The organism is Ectothiorhodospira lacustris, from assembly GCF_022227785.1.
In the GTDB taxonomy this organism is placed as follows: Bacteria; Pseudomonadota; Gammaproteobacteria; order Ectothiorhodospirales; family Ectothiorhodospiraceae; genus Ectothiorhodospira; species Ectothiorhodospira lacustris.
In genome coordinates this window covers 20,884-38,851 of sequence record NZ_JAJNQM010000025.1, presented here as the reverse complement: position 1 = coordinate 38,851, position 17,968 = coordinate 20,884, and the positions used below count along the sequence as shown (strand labels likewise).

18 protein-coding genes are annotated in these 17,968 nt (G+C 62.3%); 4 read left to right on the top strand and 14 right to left on the bottom strand.

Annotation, left to right across the window (positions count from 1 at the left end):
* Positions 1-569: 569 nt before the first annotated feature.
* Positions 570-1,940 (bottom strand): KamA family radical SAM protein, encoded by a 1,371-nt coding sequence (locus LQ952_RS06830; RefSeq protein WP_238621904.1) that lies wholly within the window; start codon positions 1,938-1,940, stop codon positions 570-572.
* 225 nt (positions 1,941-2,165) lie between these two features.
* On the opposite strand from LQ952_RS06830, the gene LQ952_RS06825 reads away from it, so the two are divergent.
* A complete protein-coding gene (locus tag LQ952_RS06825) occupies positions 2,166-3,290 on the top strand; it encodes an aminotransferase class V-fold PLP-dependent enzyme (protein WP_238621903.1) in 1,125 nt (374 codons plus the stop codon).
* A 16-nt stretch (positions 3,291-3,306) separates the two neighbouring features.
* Here the strand turns inward: LQ952_RS06825 and LQ952_RS06820 are convergent, their stop codons facing one another.
* The 10 genes from LQ952_RS06820 to fabD form a co-directional block, all read right to left on the bottom strand.
* Positions 3,307-4,083: a TatD family hydrolase gene (locus LQ952_RS06820; protein WP_238621902.1), complete on the bottom strand. Its 777-nt coding sequence runs from the start codon at positions 4,081-4,083 to the stop codon at positions 3,307-3,309.
* 41 nt (positions 4,084-4,124) lie between these two features.
* Positions 4,125-4,466, bottom strand: coding sequence for a PilZ domain-containing protein (locus LQ952_RS06815; RefSeq protein ID WP_238621901.1), 342 nt, complete (start codon positions 4,464-4,466; stop codon positions 4,125-4,127).
* Between the two features lie 10 nt (positions 4,467-4,476).
* Complete coding sequence (locus LQ952_RS06810) at positions 4,477-5,472, bottom strand: DNA polymerase III subunit delta' (RefSeq protein ID WP_238621900.1); 996 nt, start codon at positions 5,470-5,472, stop codon at positions 4,477-4,479.
* Positions 5,469-6,137, bottom strand: a complete 669-nt coding sequence (gene tmk, locus LQ952_RS06805) for a dTMP kinase (RefSeq protein WP_430733407.1) — start codon at positions 6,135-6,137, stop codon at positions 5,469-5,471. Before tmk ends, LQ952_RS06810 begins: the two co-directional genes overlap by 4 nt.
* Before the next feature lie 19 nt (positions 6,138-6,156).
* A complete protein-coding gene (gene mltG / locus LQ952_RS06800) occupies positions 6,157-7,167 on the bottom strand; it encodes an endolytic transglycosylase MltG (protein WP_238621898.1) in 1,011 nt (336 codons plus the stop codon).
* Positions 7,168-7,261: 94 nt separating this feature from the next.
* Positions 7,262-8,068 (bottom strand): aminodeoxychorismate lyase, encoded by an 807-nt coding sequence (gene pabC, locus LQ952_RS06795; RefSeq protein WP_238621907.1) that lies wholly within the window; start codon positions 8,066-8,068, stop codon positions 7,262-7,264.
* A gap of 108 nt (positions 8,069-8,176) precedes the next feature.
* On the bottom strand, positions 8,177-9,415 hold the full coding sequence (gene fabF, locus LQ952_RS06790; RefSeq protein WP_238621897.1) for a beta-ketoacyl-ACP synthase II: 1,239 nt from the start codon (positions 9,413-9,415) through the stop codon (positions 8,177-8,179).
* 132 nt (positions 9,416-9,547) lie between these two features.
* Positions 9,548-9,790, bottom strand: coding sequence for an acyl carrier protein (acpP, locus tag LQ952_RS06785; RefSeq protein WP_238621896.1), 243 nt, complete (start codon positions 9,788-9,790; stop codon positions 9,548-9,550).
* 94 nt (positions 9,791-9,884) lie between these two features.
* Positions 9,885-10,628, bottom strand: coding sequence for a 3-oxoacyl-ACP reductase FabG (gene fabG / locus LQ952_RS06780; RefSeq protein WP_238621895.1), 744 nt, complete (start codon positions 10,626-10,628; stop codon positions 9,885-9,887).
* A gap of 40 nt (positions 10,629-10,668) precedes the next feature.
* A complete protein-coding gene (fabD, locus tag LQ952_RS06775) occupies positions 10,669-11,604 on the bottom strand; it encodes an ACP S-malonyltransferase (protein WP_238621894.1) in 936 nt (311 codons plus the stop codon).
* A 169-nt stretch (positions 11,605-11,773) separates the two neighbouring features.
* Between fabD and infA the strand changes: the two genes are divergently transcribed.
* Positions 11,774-11,992 (top strand): translation initiation factor IF-1, encoded by a 219-nt coding sequence (gene infA, locus LQ952_RS06770; protein ID WP_008931238.1) that lies wholly within the window; start codon positions 11,774-11,776, stop codon positions 11,990-11,992.
* A gap of 114 nt (positions 11,993-12,106) precedes the next feature.
* Here infA and clpA read toward each other — a convergent pair whose 3' ends face one another.
* The 3 genes from clpA to icd are packed head-to-tail and all read right to left on the bottom strand — an operon-like array spanning position 12,107 to position 16,002.
* Positions 12,107-14,371: an ATP-dependent Clp protease ATP-binding subunit ClpA gene (gene clpA, locus LQ952_RS06765; protein WP_238621893.1), complete on the bottom strand. Its 2,265-nt coding sequence runs from the start codon at positions 14,369-14,371 to the stop codon at positions 12,107-12,109.
* Between the two features lie 13 nt (positions 14,372-14,384).
* Positions 14,385-14,705, bottom strand: a complete 321-nt coding sequence (clpS, locus tag LQ952_RS06760) for an ATP-dependent Clp protease adapter ClpS (protein WP_238621906.1) — start codon at positions 14,703-14,705, stop codon at positions 14,385-14,387.
* A 40-nt stretch (positions 14,706-14,745) separates the two neighbouring features.
* Positions 14,746-16,002: an NADP-dependent isocitrate dehydrogenase gene (gene icd / locus LQ952_RS06755; protein WP_238621892.1), complete on the bottom strand. Its 1,257-nt coding sequence runs from the start codon at positions 16,000-16,002 to the stop codon at positions 14,746-14,748.
* Positions 16,003-16,385: 383 nt separating this feature from the next.
* On the opposite strand from icd, the gene LQ952_RS06750 reads away from it, so the two are divergent.
* Together LQ952_RS06750 and mnmA are read left to right on the top strand one after the other, a co-directional pair.
* Positions 16,386-16,832 (top strand): NUDIX hydrolase, encoded by a 447-nt coding sequence (locus LQ952_RS06750; RefSeq protein WP_238621891.1) that lies wholly within the window; start codon positions 16,386-16,388, stop codon positions 16,830-16,832.
* A complete protein-coding gene (gene mnmA, locus LQ952_RS06745; RefSeq protein ID WP_238621890.1) occupies positions 16,829-17,959 on the top strand; it encodes a tRNA 2-thiouridine(34) synthase MnmA in 1,131 nt (376 codons plus the stop codon). Before LQ952_RS06750 ends, mnmA begins: the two co-directional genes overlap by 4 nt.
* The last annotated feature ends 9 nt before the right edge of the window (positions 17,960-17,968 follow it).

Genomic DNA, 17,968 nt, shown 5'->3' with positions numbered 1-17,968 from the left:
CCCCTCGCCGAATCGGCGTCATGGGTAGGTGTTCGTGATCCTTCATCTGGGTACAGGGATGCCAGACAACGGCCAGGTCCCTGCGGGTCAGGTCGTGATTGTTCATTGGCTGAAGCCCTCTTCAAGGATGCTATGAATCAGTCTTTTCCGTGGTTGGAGGTTCTGCACATGTGGCACCACTCCCGCTCTTGAACCCGGCATTGATTCCCGTGTTAAAAGGGTATCCTGCGGGAGCCCATGAGGTTCTGCACATACTGGATTCCCGCTTGCGCGGGAATGACGGAGCCGAAGCAAAAGTAACAGCAACGTATTCCCGGGATTGATGGCAAGGCGCCCTGTAACAAAAAGGCTGACCCGGGAGATACCCGAACCAGCCTGAAAGACATGGGAACCGGCCTGCCGGTTCTCACAAGTCGAGTTGTTTTTTCTTCACATCGCTGCCGTAACCAAGGGCATCATTCCCGCTTCTTGATAACGTCACTCCCGGGGTTGAAACCCATAACATCACTCCCGGAGTTGAACCCGTCATTCCCGCGAAAGCGGGAATCCAGTCATCATGAAACCCCGGTTTAGCGGGTCACCGCCCTCGCCTTCATGGCATTGTACTCATCTTCGAAGAAGAACTTCTCCTCCCCGAAAGCCGGCTTGAGATGATTCAGCCAAGTGGCCTTTTCATCATATCGGGCGAAGAACGGACGCTGCACCCAGTCGGGATTGCGGCCTTGAATGAAGCGCAGCACGAACACCTTCTCTCCCTGAATCCGGGCCACGCCTTGGATCTCCACCTTGCCGGGACCGGCACTCATGGATGGCCCCCGGGCGGTACGGGCCAGACCGGATACTCGAGACATGGCATCACGGTAAATCTCCCAGGCCCGGGCCAGTGGGACCTCGAAGTAGCATCGAGCACCGGTATCCCGTTCGCCGAACATGTAATAGGGCACGATCCCCATGCGCACCTGGTTCTGCCACATGCGGGCCCAGACCTTGGCGTCGTCATTGATATGGGCCAGCAACGGACCTTGACTGCGGATCTCGGCGCCAGTGGCGCGCAGCCGGCGGATGGCCTCCCGGGCCACCGGGGTTTCCATCTCCCGCCAGTGGTTGTAATGCGCCATCAGGGCCACGTGCTTGCCCGCCTTCACCAGACGTTCCAGCAGCATCAGCAATTCATCGGAATCCCCATCGCTCACGAAGCGATGGGGCCAGAAGGTCAGTGCCTTGGTGCCGATGCGGATGCTCTGGATATGGTCAAACTCCGGTGCCGTCAGGGGTTCCAGATACTGGGCCAGATACTTGGTCTTCATGACCATGGGATCACCACCGGTGACCAGTAGATCCGTCACTTCCGGATGGGCGCGCAGGTAGCCCAACAGGTCATCACTCTGACTGGAAGCGATGCGCAGTTCCTTGTCACCCACGAACTGGGCCCAGCGGAAACAGAAGGTGCAGTAGGCATGGCAAGTCTGGCCCTGGGTGGGGAAGAACAGCACCGTTTCCTTGTACTTGTGCTGCAACCCTTCCAGGGGACGGCCGTCCAGCATGGGGCGGTTCATCTCCATCTGCCCTGCCGGGTGGGGATTGAGGTCCTGACGCAGCGTCTGCGCCAAGGCAGCAATCTCCGCCCGCTCGGCGCCGCGACGGTGCAACGCGGCCATGCGCTCATAGGCGTCCGGCTGCAGCATCTCGCGCTGAGGGAAGGTCAGCTGATAGATCGGGTCATCGGGGACCTGATCCCAGTCGATCAATTCATCTATGATGTATTCATTGACTCGGAACGGTAGCACACTGGCCACCACCTTCATCTCGAAGCGCCGGGCCTCGGATAGCCGGGCTACGGCGGGGATCTGCTCCAGGGTCCGTTCGGTGTACACCTTGAACGGGCGGGACTTGATCTCCTGCCGTGCATCGTGCCGGTAAAAATTAAGGACAGAATTCATGACGCCTCCGATACTCTGTGATCAGATCAGACGGAAAATAAATCTGGATCCAGTGGGAAGAACGGGCGCCGCAGGCGTGCCAGCCCTGATCTCCGGAAAAGACCGCGCATCATTCGGCGGTCACAAGACGGTCGTGGCCAACATGGCCAGGGGACAAAGAGGATCAACCCTAACAAATCAGGCACGTTCATTGCAAATCCATCACTGACCTGATCAAGGAGCATCATGCATCCGGAATTCCCCCTCACTCCAGACCTGATACACCTCAATCACGCCGCCGTCGGGCCCTGGCCGGTCCGTACGGCACAGGCGGTGGCCGCCTTTGCCCAGGAAAATACCCTCTATGGATCGCTGCATTATCCGCAGTGGATGGCGGTGGAAAAAAGGCTCCGCGGACGGCTGCAGCGACTGATCAATGCCCCAGCCACAGAGGACATCGCCCTGCTCAAGAACACCTCGGAAGGCCTGTCCGTGGTGGCCTTCGGACTGGCGTGGCGGCATGGGGACAACGTGGTCTGTCCGGTGCAGGAGTTTCCGTCCAACCGGATCGTCTGGCAGGCCCTGGAGTCCCGCTTCGGCGTGGAGGTCCGCCTGGTGGATCTCTCGGTGGCGGACCCGGAGGCCGCGTTACTGGCGGCCACGAACCGGCGCACCCGCCTGCTGAGCGTGAGCGCCGTACAATATGCCCGGGGCCTGCGACTGGATCTGGAGCGTCTGGGCGCTGCCTGCAGGCATCGGGGGATCTGGTTCTGTGTGGACGCCATCCAGCAACTGGGCGCCCTGCCCCTGGATGTGCAGTCGGCCCAAGTGGACTTTCTCGCCGCCGATGCCCACAAGTGGCTACTCGGACCCGAGGGCATCGCGGTGTTCTATGCCGGCCCGGAGGCCCGCGAGGCACTGAGCCTGAACCAGTACGGCTGGCACATGGTGGAACAGTGCGGAGATTATGACCGGATGGACTGGCAACCTGCCGATTCGGCACGCCGATTCGAATGCGGCAGCCCCAACATGGTGGGGATTCACGCCCTGGACGCCAGCCTGTCCCTGTTCGAGGAGCTGGGCATGGCTTTCGTCGCCGATGCCCTGTCCAGAAACGTGGAATATCTGGTGGATCTGCTCAGGTCCGCCAAGTTCGAGGTCTATTCTCCCCAGGCGCCGGAACGGCGCTCGGGCATCGTCACCTTCGGGCGTCGGGAGATGGACGTGGAGGCATGCCACCGCCAACTGATGGACGCCGGAGTGCTATGCGCCCCACGGGGCGGCGGCATCCGGTTCTCCCCCCATTTCCATACCCGGACCGGTGACCTGGAACGGGCCGTGGAGATGGCGGCAGCTTTCCTCGACGGTTGATGGGTGACCGCCGCGCCTACGGCTGGGGATGAAACAGGCGCCGATAGTTCTGCGTGGTCCGGGCGGCCAAGGTCTCCAGGCTCTCACCCCTGACGGTGGCCACGCACTCGGCCACATGACGGACCAGGGCCGGGTGATTCATCTTGCCCCTGAACGGCGCCGGAGCCAGATAGGGGGCATCCGTCTCTATCAGCAGCCGGTCCGCCGGCACACGTCGCGCCACCTCCCTCAGGGGTTCAGCGTTACGAAAGGTGACGATCCCGGAAAAGGAAACGTGAAACCCCAGGTCCAGCCCTGCCCTGGCCGTGTCCCAGTCTTCGGTGAAGCAATGCAGGACCCCGCCCACGTCCCGGGCACCCTCCTCTGACAAGATCGCCAGGGTATCCGCGCGGGCATCCCGGGTATGAATGATCAACGGCTTGCCCGCCGCCCGGGCGGCCCGCACATGCACCCGGAACCGCTCCCGCTGCCAGGCCAGGTCGCCCTCGTTGTAGTGGTAATCCAGCCCGGTTTCGCCGATGGCCACCACCTCCGGATCGGCAGCCATGGCCGCCAATGCTTCCGCGTCGGGTTCATGGCCTTCTCGCGCACTGGGATGCACTCCCACGGAACAGGAGACCTGGGCATAGCGCCCGGCCAGATCCTTGACGGCCTGAAAGTTGTTCATGTCGATGCACACGCACAGCATGTGCTCGACACCGGCCACGGTGGCCGCGGCCATGAGTTGGTCCATGTCGTCGTCGAACCCGCTCAGGTCGATCCGATCCAGGTGGCAGTGAGAATCAATCAGCATGAATTTCGATCTGTCATCGCTTGGGTGAGAGATGATGCAAACTACATGGTATTGGTCAGCCGGTCCGACTGCAGCGCCCCGCCCAGCAGGCCTTCGATCTTGTTGCGGGTGGCACCCTTGTCCTGGGCGTTGAACTGCACACCGATGCCGGGCGTGCGGTTACCTTGGGCCCTGGGGGGCGTGACCCAGATGACGCGCCCGGCTACCGGAATACGCTCGCGCTCCTCCATCAAGGTCAGGAGCATGAAGACCTCGTCGCCCAGCTTGTAGGGCTTCTGCGTGGGAATGAACAAACCGCCATTCTTCACATAAGACATGTAGGCGGCATAAAGGGAATGCTTGTCCTTGATCGCCAGCGAAAGTATGCCTTGTCCCGGTGCCATGTCTCCTCCTTCAGGTCTGTGCCAGATCAAGCAGGGTTACCAGTATATCTTCCAGCAGCACCTGCGGGTTGATCGGGGTGTCCGAAAGACGGCGCCACTCGAGCAATCGTTCCTGAAAACGGAAACAGGCCGCCAGGTCCAGCTGTCCCGTCAGGACCTGCAAATCCTTCGAGGTGGCCATGCCGGATAACAGAGATCCATCTCCTCCCGTCATGTGCCGACGAATCCCGTCCGCCATGAGGATCTGCAACCGGTCCACCAGCACGTCCACAGGCAACTTGTGCCATTGCTCGGACAGTTCCACCACCCCCTTGCGCCCCTGCAACAGGGTCAGCAGGGCATCCAGTTGGGTACGCCACTGACTCAATGTCTCCTGCTCCGCCAACATCCGGGCACGCAGCGGCGATCCATGCCCCAGGGCCAGCAGGGCATCCAGATCCCCGGCGGGCACCGTCGGCATGGCTTCCGTCAGCCAGCGCCGGGCCTCGGGGCGTGAGGGCAACGCCAGCTTGACCTGCTGGCAGCGGCTGCGAACGGTGGCCGGCAAGCGGGAGGCATGGGCGCTGACCAGGATCAATATTGCATCTCCCGGCGGCTCTTCCAAGGTCTTGAGCAGGCTGTTGGCGGCATTCTCGGTCATGGTATCGGCGGGCCACAGAATGGCCATCCGGCAGGGACCATGGCTGCGGCTCAGGGACATGAAATCCCTCAGTTCCCGGATCTGGTCCACCAGGATACGGGTCTTGCCCTCCGGGATGGTGAGTTCCATCAGATCGGGGTGGGCACCGGCCAGCCACATGCGACAACCATGACACTGACCACAGGCAACCCCTTGGGCCTGGGGTGATTCGCACTGAATCGCCTGGCAGAAGGCCCTCGCAAAATCCAGCTTGCCGGTTCCGGTCGGCCCCGTGAATAGCCAGCCGTGAGGCAAACGACCTGAACGCCGCCGCTCCAGTATTGCCCGCCAGGCCTCATCCAGCCAGGGAAAGGAGGCGCCGTTCATGACGCCCCGGGTACTGAGCGGGCCAGCAGATCATCGATCCGACTCAGCAGGGCCGCCCGCACCTGGACCAGATCTCTTCGCGCATCCACCACCGCATAACGATCCGGGGCCAAACGGGCGCGCTCACGATAGACCGCCCTCACCCGCTCGAAAAAATCAACGGTTTCCTGCTCGAAACGATCCGCCTCGCCCCGCTTGCCGGCCCGGGCCAGTCCGGTGGCAACATCGGCATCCAGCAGAATGGTCAGATCCGGTCTGACACGGCCTTGCACCCAGTCTTCCAGGGCGGCGATGCGCTCCACCGCAATCCCGCGTCCGCCGCCCTGATAGGCGTAAGTGGCATCGGTGAAGCGGTCACTGACCACCCAGGTTCCCGCATCCAGCGCCGGCAGGATAAAGTGACGCAGATGCTCCGCCCGGGCGGCGAACATGAGCAACAGTTCCGTATCCGCATGCATGGGGGGATAGTCCCGGGAGAGCAACAGGCCGCGAACCGCCTCTCCCAGCGGGGTACCACCGGGTTCGCGGGTACTCACGGTGGTAATCCCCCGCGCCTGCAGGTGGGCCACCACGGCACCCAGGTGGGTGGACTTTCCCACCCCCTCGATTCCTTCAAGACAGATGAAGCGCCCTCGCCTTTCGGCAGTGGCAGATGGACTGGTCAAAACGCGGGATTCCTGTTCGTCAGCGCCCGTAACGGCTGGCATCGCCGCCGAGCTGGTACTGGATCACGGCCCGACGGTGCTCCTGATAGGTTTTGGAGAAATGGTGGCTACCATCGCCCCGGGACACAAAGAACAAGGCCCGGGAATCGCCGGGATTCACCGCCGCCTGCAAGGCCGCTGCGCCCGGCAGGGCAATGGGCGTGGGCGGCAGGCCGTCGCGGGTATAGGTGTTGTAGGGATTGTCGGCACGCAGATCCCGGCGGCGAATACGGCCGTCGAAGTGCTCGATACCGTAGATCACGGTAGGGTCAGTCTGCAGGCGCATGCCCCGACGCAGACGTTCATTGAACACGGCAGAGACCTGAGTGCGTTCATCAGCCCGTCCGGTCTCCTTCTCCACAATGGAGGCCATGATCAAAGCTTCATAGGCATTGTTCAGCGGCAGATCTTCATGGCGGTTCTCCCAGGCCAGGTCCAACTCCTTCTGCATGCGCTGATGGGCGATGCGCAGGATATCCATGTCCGTGGTCTGGCGGGGAAACAGATAGGTATCCGGGAAGAACCAGCCCTCGGGATGCTCCCCGGGGCGACCCAGATACGCCATCACGTTCATGTAGTCATCCGGTTCCAGGGTATCCCGGATCTTCTCGTGGGCAGCGATGGCCCGCATCATCTGCAGGAAGGTCCAGCCTTCCGGGATGGTGAGGCTGTACTGGATGGTGCGACCACGGATGAACAGGGCCAGTAGGTCTTCGGGGGTATGCCTGGGCTGAATCAGGTACTCCCCGGCCCGGATGCCCTGATCCTGTTCGGACAACCTGCCCTGGATCTCCCAGTAATGGGGCTTGCTGATGATCCCGGCCGCGGCCAGTTCCTGGCCCACCCGGCGCAGGGATGCCCCGGCAGGGACCTGAAATTCCGTGGCTGCGGCAAGATTGACCGGCGTCTGCAAAAACCGGTGATAATCCCACACCAACCAGCCGGCCATGATCACAGGCAGCAGAAGGATAAGCAGCAAAAGACGGCGCATCACGGGAATCGGTATTTGACCTTGTTCGGCATGAACTCAGGAGGGATTGTCGTCCGCCGGCCCCTCATGAGCAAGCCCTGATTGTCTCCCGGCATCATTGATCCGGGTTTTCCAGTCGGCGCTGGAGTTCTCTCACCAGGTCCGGTACGGGCAAGGGCCGCCCCTCCAGACACCGCACCGGCCAGATCCCGATCAGGGTATTGCAGAGCAACAGCCCATCGGCCCGGAAAAGATCTTGCGGGCCGATCCTGGTCTGCGTGCAGGCAACCCCCATCGCTGCGGCAATGTCCATGATCCGCCCCCGGGTAATGCCGGCCACGCCGCAGCGATCCAGCCAGGGTGTCAGCAACGCCCCGTCCCGAATCAGGAACAGATTGCTCATGGTCCCCTCGACCACCCGGTGCTCCCCATCCAGCATCAGTCCTTCCTGGTGCTCATCGTCCCATTCCGACCGGGCCAGCACCTGCTCCAGGCGGTTCAGGTGCTTGATCCCTGCCAATGCCGGATTGGAGGACAGGCGCATCCGGCAGATGCGCACCTGTACCCCATCCCGCCTCCAGCCGGGAGGTGTGTCCGGGACCGGACTCCCCGTCAGGATACGGGTCGGAGACGGCGCGACGGGAGGGCGATATCCCCGGGGACCGGACCCGCGGGTGACCATCAATTTGAGAATGCCCTCGGGATACTCGGCCGCAATGAGCCGCGCCTCCGTCTCCAGCACGACGGCATCCGGCATCTCGAATCCCAGTCGCCGACAGCCTTCCCGTAGTCGTTCAAGATGGCGCTGCCAATGAGCTGGGCGGCCCTGCCGAATACGCAGGGTCTCGAACAGACCATCGCCGTACTGCAGGCCCCGGTCATTCACCGGCAGCAACAAGGCCGGTCGGCCATTGACAAGCATCACCGCGGACCCCCGATACCGATCAGCATCACTTAAGTCCAAAAACACGGAAGGCCGCCAGGCGACAACGCACCCGGCGGCCTTCCGGCAGTCATGGGACTGAACGGCTCAGATCTTGCTGAACACCAGGGTCCCGTTGGTCCCGCCAAAACCGAAGGAATTGGACATCGCGACGCTGCCCTTGAACTCCCGTGCCGTGTTGGGCACATAGTCCAGGTCACACTCCGGTTCCGGGTTCTCCAGGTTGATGGTGGGTGGCAGTACCCCTTCCGACAGGGCCAAGGCGGAAAACACCGCTTCGATGCCGCCGGCAGCGCCCAGCAGGTGTCCGGTCATGGACTTGGTGGAACTCACCGCTACCTTGTAGGCATGGTCCCCCAGGGCGCGCTTCACGGCCATGGTCTCGGCCTTGTCGCCGGCCGGGGTGGAGGTGCCGTGGGCATTGATATAGTCCACCTGATCCGGATTGAGTCCCGCATCCTTCAGCGCCTGCAGCATGCAGGCGGCGGCCCCTTCGCCACCGGTGGAAGGCTGGGTCATATGGAAGGCATCGGAGTTCCAACCGAAGCCGGACAGTTCGCAGTAAATGCGGGCTCCGCGAGCCTTGGCATGTTCATACTCTTCCAGCACCAGGACGCCGGCACCGTCGCCCAGCACGAAACCGTCGCGATCCTTGTCCCAGGGGCGGCTGGCCCGTTCCGGGTCATCATTGCGGGTGGACAGGGCGCGGGCCGCCGCAAAGCCGCCGATACCCAGAGGGGTGGTGGCCATTTCCGCACCGCCGGCGACCATGACGTCCACTTCGCCGTACTTGATCATGCGTGCCGCGTCACCGATGTTGTGGGTGCCGGTGGCACAGGCGGACACGATGGAGATGTTCGGGCCCTTGAGGCCAAACATGATGGAGAGATTGCCCGCCACCATGTTGATGATCGCACTGGGCACGAAAAAGGGAGAGATCTTGCGGGCGCCACCCTTGAGAAAGGCCTCGTAGCTTTTCTCGATATAGGGCAGACCGCCGATGCCGGAGCCGATGGCCACACCGATACGTTCGGCATTGTCCTCGGTGACTTCCAGTCCCGCGTCCCGGATGGCCTGAATGCCGGCGGCCATGCCGTAGTGGACGAAGGTGTCCATCTTGCGCTGTTCCTTGGGCGAGATGTAATCGTCCGCATTGAAGTCCCGAACGGCACCGGAGATGCGCACGGGCATCTGGGAAGCGTCAAAGACATCAATGGGAGTGATGCCGCTACGACCCGCAGTGACATTGTCCCATGCGGTTTGGATGGTGGACCCGACCGGCGAGACGATGCCAAGACCGGTGATGACTACGCGCCGTTTAGACAATGCTACTGCCCCTTTTCCACGCTCGGGCGTGAAACCTTGAGTTCGACTCTAAACCTGTTTGAGGCACCCACGACCGCGATCAGGGGACTGGTCGCGGCGCGGGTGTTGAGCATGATCCTCCGAATCGGGGGATCAGGCGCTCGGCAGGTGCTCGTTGATGTAGTCGATGGCCTGCTGAACGGTGGTGATCTTCTCGGCTTCCTCGTCAGGAATTTCGGTTTCGAATTCCTCTTCGAGGGCCATCACCAGCTCGACGGTATCCAGAGAATCCGCGCCGAGGTCGTCGACGAAGGAAGCGGCGTTGGTCACCTCGTCTTCCTTCACTCCGAGTTGTTCGACGACGATTTTCTTGACGCGTTCTTCAATGTTGCTCATGGTTAGCCTATCCCCTTGATTTGAAAAGCAGCCGAAGCTGGGCCGCTATTGTAGTGAAATCCCTGCGGTCGATCCACTGTACTGACGTCGTTTTTTAACCCATGAACATCCCGCCGTTCACGTGCAGGGTCTCTCCGGTGACGTAGGCTGCACCAGGAGAGGCCAGGAAGGCAACCGCCTGAGCGATCTCTTCCGGCGCCCCCAGACGCCCCAACGGGATCTGGGTCAGCAAGGCCTCGCGCTGAGCCTCGGGCAGATCCTTGGTCATGTCGGTATCGATAAAGCCCGGCGCCACGGTGTTGACCGTGATCCCGCGGGAACCGACCTCACGGGCCAGGGACCGGGTGAATCCCAGCAGACCGGCCTTGGCCGCCGCGTAGTTGGTCTGGCCCGCGTTGCCGGAAGAGCCCACTACTGAGCCTACGTTGATGATACGTCCCTTACGGGCCTTCATCATGCCGCGCAGCACGGCCTTGCTCATCCGGTATACGGCCGTGAGATTGGTCTGGATGATGGCATCCCACTCCTCGTCCTTCATGCGCATGAGGAGATTATCGCGGGTAATGCCGGCATTGTTCACCAGGATGGTCACACCGCCGAACTCTTCGCCGACGGCTTTGATCACGGCATCCACGGCCTCGGGCCGGGTCACATCCAGCGCCATGCCGCGCCCCCGAGTACCGGCTTCGCTCAGGTATGCGGAAATGGCTTGAGCACCGCCTTCGCTGGTGGCGGTACCCACCACGACGGCACCCTGGCGAGCCAGGGTCAGGGCAATGGCCTTGCCGATGCCACGGCTGGCGCCGGTGACGAGTGCGATTTCACCTTCAAGATTCATGCGGGGTCCTCGTTATGATGGGGGATGCCGGCGAAGCGGATCAGGACGCACCCAGGGCCAATGCCTGAGTCAGGCTGTCCGGATCCTGCACGCAGGCCACGGTCAGTGCCTTGTCGATACGCTTGTTCAGGCCGGTGAGCACCTTGCCGGGACCCAGTTCCAACACGGTGGTGACGCCGTCCGCGGCCATGGCCTGCACGGTCTCCACCCAGCGCACCGGCCGATGGATCTGCGCCGCCAGAGCGGCCCGGATCACATCCGGCTCGGCGTGGGAGGCCACGTCCACGTTGTGGATCACGCGAATCGCTGGGGTTCCCACGCGCACGGATTCCAGGCGTACGTGCATGTTGCTGGCCGCCGCCTTAAGCAGGGAGCAATGGGAGGGCACGCTCACCGGCAGTTTCACGCTGCGCTTGGCGCCGGCTTCACTTGCCAGGATGATGGCCCGGTCCACGGCCGCCGTCTGACCGGCAATGACCACCTGTCCCGGGGCGTTGTAGTTGACAGCCTCCACCACTCCGGCGTCCGCGGCTTCGCGACAGACGGTCCTGATCTGTTCGTCATCCAGCCCGAGAATGGCCGCCATGGCGCCCTCGCCTGCCGGTACCGCGCTCTGCATCAGGCGGCCACGTTCGGCCACCAGGCGCACGGCGGCATCAAAGTCCAGGGCGTCGGCGCAAACCAGCGCCGTGTACTCACCCAGGCTATGACCTGCCATGACCTCGGGCTCGATGCCCCCCTGGGCGGTCCATACCCGCCAGACGGCCACGCCGGCCGCCAGCATGGCCGGCTGGGTATTTTCGGTCCGGTTCAGATCATCCGCAGGGCCTGTCTGGGTCAGCGCCCACAGGTCAAGGCCCAGGACGTCCGAAGCCTCCTGAAAGGTCTCACGGACCAGGGGAAAGGCCTCCGCCAGAGCGCCGAGCATGCCCAGCGACTGGGAGCCTTGGCCTGGAAACACACATGCGAGTTTCATGGCGCAAATTCCTTGAAAGCGTCAGGGTTAGGGCGGCTAGTTTAGGCAAAGCCGACACCTTGGGGCAATCATCTGCAAATTTCGGCAAAGAATACCCCTTCCGGTGCTTGTTTTATGCGTCCGGTTGTTGATAATTACGCCTTCGCTGCTCAAACCCTGAAACAGGCGTATGCCGAAAGAAGATCACATCGAGATGGAAGGCACGGTGCTGGACAACCTGCCCAATACCATGTTTCGCGTTGAACTGGATAATGGTCACGTGGTCACCGCCCACATTTCCGGGCGGATGCGCAAGCACTACATTCGCATCCTGCGTGGTGACCGTGTCACGGTGCAAATGACACCGTACGACCTGACCAAGGGCCGGATCGTCTACCGCAATAAGTAAAGGCCGGGGCTTCGCCGCACCCTTGCATCCCTAAAGCAGGAAAGGCCGCAGCCCCTCGGGACTGCGGCCTTTTAGCCGTTGCTTCGCAACCGAAACAGGCAGAACACACCCGGGTCAGTGCACCGCTTCCTCCGCGTAGTCCAGACTCAGTTCCCCGTCCCTGACGCACACATGGACCTCGCCACCACCGGCCAGACGGCCGAACAGGATCTCCTCCGCCAAGGGTTTCTTGATCCGATCCTGAATCACCCGCCCCATGGGACGCGCGCCCATCTTCGGATCGTAGCCGTGCTCGGCCAGCCAGGCGCGGGCATCATCATCCACCACCAGGGTCACCTTCTTCTCATCCAGCTGGGCCTGAAGCTGAGTCAGGAACTTGTCCACCACACTGGCGATGGTCACCGGATCCAGCGGCTTGAACTGGATGATGGCATCCAGGCGGTTGCGGAACTCCGGCGTGAACGTGCGCTTGAGCACCTCCATGGCATCGCTGGAATGATCCTGCTGGGTGAAGCCCATGGATGGTCGACTGGAGACCTCGGCGCCCACGTTGCTGGTCATCACCAGGATCACGTTGCGAAAATCCACCTTGCGGCCGTTGGTATCCGTCAGGGTGCCGTGGTCCATCACCTGCAGCAGCAGGTTGAAGACGTCCGGATGAGCCTTTTCCACCTCGTCCAGCAGCAGCACTGCATGGGGCTGCTTGAGGATGGCCCCTGTGAGCAAACCGCCTTCGTCATACCCCACATAGCCCGGAGGGGCGCCGATCAACCGGGACACGGTATGCCGCTCCATGTACTCGGACATGTCGAAGCGAACCAACTCGATCCCCAGGATCTGGGCCAGCTGGCGGGTAACCTCCGTCTTGCCCACACCGGTGGGGCCGGCGAACAGGAATGAGCCGATGGGCTTGTCCCGGTCCCCCAGACCGGAACGGGCCATCTTGATGGCGGCCGCCAGGGTCTCGATGGGGGCATCCTGACCGAACACCACCATCTTGAGATTACGCTCCAGGTTCTTGAGGGTATCCATGTCCGAGGCGGACACACTCTTGGGTGGGATGCGGGCAATCTTGGCAACGATGTTTTCCACATCCTGCACCGAGATGGTCTTCTTGCGCTGACTGGACGGCAGCAGGCGCCGGTTGGCCCCTGCCTCATCGATGACGTCGATGGCCTTGTCCGGCAGGTGACGATCGGTAATATAGCGGCTGGACAGCTCCGCCGCCGCCCGCAGGGCCTTGCTGGTATAGCGCACGTCGTGATGAGACTCGAAACGGGACTTGAGTCCCTTGAGGATCTCGTAGGTCTCATCCACCGTGGGCTCGTTGACGTCGATCTTCTGGAACCGCCGGGCCAGCGCCCGGTCCTTCTCGAAGATGCCGCGATACTCCTGGTAGGTGGTGGAGCCGATGCACTTGAGCTCCCCGGAGGCCAGCATGGGCTTGATCAGGTTGGAGGCATCCATGACCCCGCCGGAGGCCGCACCGGCCCCGATGATGGTATGGATCTCGTCGATGAAGAGCACCGCCCCCTGCTGCCGCCGCAACTGGGACAGCACCCCCTTGAGGCGCTTTTCGAAATCCCCCCGGTACTTGGTGCCGGCCACAAGGGCCCCCAGGTCCAGGGAATAGATCACCGCATCCTGCAGCACCTCCGGCACTTCGCAGTCCACGATCTTCTTGGCCAGGCCTTCGGCGATGGCGGTCTTGCCCACCCCCGCCTCCCCCACGTACAGGGGGTTGTTCTTACGGCGACGGCACAGGATCTGCACCGTGCGCTCCAGCTCATGGGCACGCCCGATCAGGGGATCAATCTTCCCCCTGCGCGCCTGTTCGTTGAGGTTGGTGGCAAAACTCTCCAGGGGATTCTTGCGGGCGGCCTCGTCCGCATCCTGAGCCTCGCCGACGGCACCGGCGCCACCATCGTCCTCCTGCTGCTCGTCGGAGACCTTGGAAATCCCGTGGGAGATGTAGTTCACCACGTCCAGCCGGGCCAGATCATGCCGGCCGAGCAGGTAGACCGCATGGGACTCCTGCTCGCCGAAGATGGCCACCAGCACATTGGCGCCGGTGACCTCCTTGCGGCCGGAAGATTGGACATGGAACACCGCCCGTTGCAGCACCCGCTGAAAGCCCAGCGTGGGCTGGGTATCCCGCGGGTCCTTCATGGGTAGCCTGGGGGTGTTGGCGTCCACGAATTCCTCGAGCTCCTTGCGCAGGGCATCGATGTTGGCCCCGCAGGCCCGCAGCACCGTGGCGGCCGTCGGGTTGTCCGTGAGGGCGAGCAGCAGGTGCTCCACCGTCATGAACTCGTGACGTTTCTCGCGCGCGGCCTTGAAAGCCATGTTCAGTGAAAACTCGAGTTCTTTATTCAGCATGGTCGCGTACCCGCTAGGCCTCTTCCATCGCGCAGTGCAATGGATGCTGGTGTTCCCGTGAATAGTCGTTGACCTGAGCCACCTTGGTTTCGGCGATATCCCGAGTATAGATGCCACACACGCCTTTGCCGCGGGTGTGCACGTGGAGCATGACCCGGGTAGCCTTCTCGCGATCCATCGCGAAGAAGACCTCCAGGACCTGAACCACGAACTCCATTGGAGTGTAGTCGTCGTTGAGCAGCACCACCTTGTACTGAGGCGGCTGCTTGAGCCTGGGTTTCGCTGTCTCGACGACCAGCCCATGGTCGGATTGGTGTTTCTGTTCGTCTCCCATCATGTCAGATCAATCAATGGCCGATTCAGTTCCTGGCGGATCACATGTGAGCCACGATGTTCTCGCCGAACTCCGAGCAGGAAAGCTCGGTGGCGCTGTCGATGGCACGGGCGAAGTCATAAGTCACCTGACCGGAGCTGATAGCGCCGGAGAGGCCCTTGACGATGAGATCCGCGGCCTCCACCCAGCCCAGGTGACGGAGCATCATCTCTGCGGACAGGATCAGGGAGCCGGGGTTCACCTTATCCAGACCGGCGTACTTGGGCGCGGTTCCATGAGTGGCCTCGAACATGGCCACGGTATCGGACAGGTTGGCCCCCGGGGCGATGCCGATGCCGCCCACCTGGGCCGCCAAGGCGTCGGAGATGTAGTCGCCGTTGAGGTTCATGGTGGCGATCACGCTGTAATCTTCCGGGCGCAGGAGAATCTGCTGCAGGAAGTTGTCGGCGATGACGTCCTTGATGAGGATTTCCTTGCCGTTCTTGGGGTTGGTCAGACGGCACCAGGGACCGCCGTCGATCTCGGAGGCACCGAATTCCTGCACCGCCAACTCATAACCCCAGTTTTTGAAAGCCCCTTCGGTGAACTTCATGATGTTGCCCTTGTGCACCAGAGTCACGGAGCTGCGATCGTTCTCGATGGCGTACTGGATGGCCTTGCGGACCAGCCGCTTGGTGCCTTCCTCGGACACGGGCTTGACGCCGATACCGCTGGTTTCAGGGAAGCGGATCTTGGTGACGCCCATGGTGTTGACCAGGAAGTCCATCACTTTCTTCGCCTCGGGGCTGCCTGCGGCCCATTCGATACCGGCGTAGATGTCCTCGGAGTTTTCCCTGAATATCACCATGTCGGTCTTTTCCGGCTGTTTCAGAGGGCTGGGAGTGCCGCTGTAATAGCGCACCGGACGCTGGCAGACATACAGGTCCAGTTCCTGGCGCAGGGCCACGTTCAGGGAACGGATACCGCCACCCACGGGGGTGGTGAGAGGCCCCTTGATGGACACCACGAAGTCGCGTACGGCCTCCATGGTTTCCCGGGGCAGCCAGTTGTCCCCGCCATAGACGTGGGTGGCCTTTTCGCCTGCAAAGACTTCCATCCAGGCAATTTTGCGTTCGCCGCCGTAGGTCTTTTCCACGGCCGCGTCCACCACCCGCTGCATGACCGGGGTGATGTCCACACCGATGCCATCACCCTCGATGAAGGGGATGATCGGGTGATTGGGGACATTCAGGGAGAAGTCTTCATTGGCGGTAATCTTGACGCCTTCTGCGGGGACTTTGATATGTTGGTATGCCATGGGCACTCCCTTGTGGTATTGAAGTTGTTGTAAAGGATTTTGGTGGGATTATACACGGCCTCGGGTTGGACCACAGGACGGGCGAAAGCACCCTGCCGCCACTCCCGCTGGAATAACCTGCCGTCACTCCCACGAAAGCGGGAGCCCAGGGTGGTCGGTCCGCGACTGGATTCCCGCCTTCGCGGGAATGACGATCATCGAAAGCACCTTGTCGCCACTCCCGCTAAAATAACCTGCCGTCACTCCCGCGAAAGCGGGAGCCCAAGGTGGTCGGTCCGCTGGATTCCCGCCTTCGCGGGAATGACGACCGTGGCGGGAATAACGACCGTGGCAGAAATGACGGTCTCAGAATACCTACATCATCCCTGAGGAACCCCTTAAACATGGTCTGGACCCCACGCGTCACCGTCGCTGCCGTCGTCGAACGGAATGGCCGCTTTCTGCTGGTGGAGGAACTGGAACAAGGCCGCAGCGTCTACAACCAGCCCGCCGGGCACCTGGAAGAGGACGAGGACCTGATCGCCGCCGCCATCCGGGAGACCCTGGAAGAAACCGGCCGTCGTCTCACCCCCCGCGCCCTGGTGGGCATCTACCGCTGGAAGCATGCGCCCACGGGGCTCACCTTCATCCGCGTGGCCGTCACCGGCGACATCTCGGAACCGATACCCGGCCAGGTGCGGGATCCGGACATCCTCGACACCCACTGGATCGATCGTGATGCACTGGCGGCCCATCCCGACAAACTGCGCACCCCGCTGGTGCTGCGCTGCATTGATGATTACCTGAACGATCGCCGCTATCCCCTGGACCTGCTGGTGGACATGCCATGACCCCATCCCGCGCCAAACGCGTCATCGTCGGCATGTCCGGCGGCGTGGACTCATCCGTCTCCGCCCTCCTGCTGATGGAACAGGGTTACCGGGTGGAAGGTCTGTTCATGAAGAACTGGGAAGATGACGACGAACCCGGCTACTGTTCCGCCGCCACCGACCTGGCAGATGCCAAGGCCGTGTGCGTCGAGTTAGAAATCCCCCTGCACAAGGTGAATTTTGCCAAGGAGTACTGGGACCGGGTGTTCGCCCATTTTCTGGAGGAATACCGTCTGGGCCGCACGCCTAATCCGGACATTCTCTGTAACCGGGAGATCAAGTTCCGCGCCTTCCTGGACTATGCCCTGGACAAGGGTGCCGACCTCATCGCCACCGGCCATTACGCCCGGGTGGATGAACTGGACGGACGCTTTCGCCTGTTGCAGGGATCGGATACCAACAAGGACCAGTCCTATTTCCTGCATGCCCTTGGCCAGCCGGCCCTGTCCCGCACCCTCTTCCCCCTGGGTGAACTGGAAAAGACCCGGGTGCGTGAGATCGCCACCGGGGCCGGGTTTGTGAACCACGCCAAGAAGGACAGCACCGGCATCTGCTTCATCGGTGAACGGCGTTTCCGGGACTTTCTCAAGCGCTACCTGCCGGCCCAACCCGGCCCCATCGTCAGCACCGAGGGACAAACACTGGGCGAGCACCAGGGACTCATGTACTACACCCCGGGACAGCGCCAGGGACTGGGCATCGGTGGCGTCCACGGCGCCGCGGAAAACCCCTGGTATGTGGTGGACAAGGACATGACCGGCAACCGCCTGATCGTGGCCCAAGGACACGATCATCCCGCCCTGCACGCCGGTGGCCTGGTGGCCACGGACGTGCACTGGATCGCCGGCAATGCGCCGAAAATGCCCCTGCACTGCCAGGCCAAGATCCGCTACCGGCAGGCCCACCAGGACTGCATGGTGGAACCGATGCCGGATCAACCCGGCGCGCTCAATGTGCGCTTCCATCACCGGCAGCGCGCGGTGGCGCCGGGGCAGTCGGTGGTGTTCTATCAAGGGACCGAATGTCTGGGTGGTGGCATCATCGCCCGTAAGGATACGGACGCCCGACCGCATCCAATCGGGTTATAGTTACCCCCG

Coding starts and splice junctions, on each gene's coding strand:
- LQ952_RS06810 (WP_238621900.1), bottom strand. CDS start 5,472: ATGAACGGCGCCTCCTTTCCCTGGCTGGATGAGGCCTGGCGGGCAATA.
- fabG (WP_238621895.1), bottom strand. CDS start 10,628: ATGAATCTTGAAGGTGAAATCGCACTCGTCACCGGCGCCAGCCGTGGC.
- infA (WP_008931238.1), top strand. CDS start 11,774: ATGCCGAAAGAAGATCACATCGAGATGGAAGGCACGGTGCTGGACAAC.
- LQ952_RS06815 (WP_238621901.1), bottom strand. CDS start 4,466: ATGGCACCGGGACAAGGCATACTTTCGCTGGCGATCAAGGACAAGCAT.
- LQ952_RS06825 (WP_238621903.1), top strand. CDS start 2,166: ATGCATCCGGAATTCCCCCTCACTCCAGACCTGATACACCTCAATCAC.
- LQ952_RS06820 (WP_238621902.1), bottom strand. CDS start 4,083: ATGCTGATTGATTCTCACTGCCACCTGGATCGGATCGACCTGAGCGGG.
- acpP (WP_238621896.1), bottom strand. CDS start 9,790: ATGAGCAACATTGAAGAACGCGTCAAGAAAATCGTCGTCGAACAACTC.
- clpA (WP_238621893.1), bottom strand. CDS start 14,371: ATGCTGAATAAAGAACTCGAGTTTTCACTGAACATGGCTTTCAAGGCC.
- mltG (WP_238621898.1), bottom strand. CDS start 7,167: ATGCGCCGTCTTTTGCTGCTTATCCTTCTGCTGCCTGTGATCATGGCC.
- LQ952_RS06830 (WP_238621904.1), bottom strand. CDS start 1,940: ATGAATTCTGTCCTTAATTTTTACCGGCACGATGCACGGCAGGAGATC.
- clpS (WP_238621906.1), bottom strand. CDS start 14,705: ATGGGAGACGAACAGAAACACCAATCCGACCATGGGCTGGTCGTCGAG.
- mnmA (WP_238621890.1), top strand. CDS start 16,829: ATGACCCCATCCCGCGCCAAACGCGTCATCGTCGGCATGTCCGGCGGC.
- LQ952_RS06750 (WP_238621891.1), top strand. CDS start 16,386: ATGGTCTGGACCCCACGCGTCACCGTCGCTGCCGTCGTCGAACGGAAT.
- icd (WP_238621892.1), bottom strand. CDS start 16,002: ATGGCATACCAACATATCAAAGTCCCCGCAGAAGGCGTCAAGATTACC.
- pabC (WP_238621907.1), bottom strand. CDS start 8,068: ATGCTTGTCAATGGCCGACCGGCCTTGTTGCTGCCGGTGAATGACCGG.
- fabD (WP_238621894.1), bottom strand. CDS start 11,604: ATGAAACTCGCATGTGTGTTTCCAGGCCAAGGCTCCCAGTCGCTGGGC.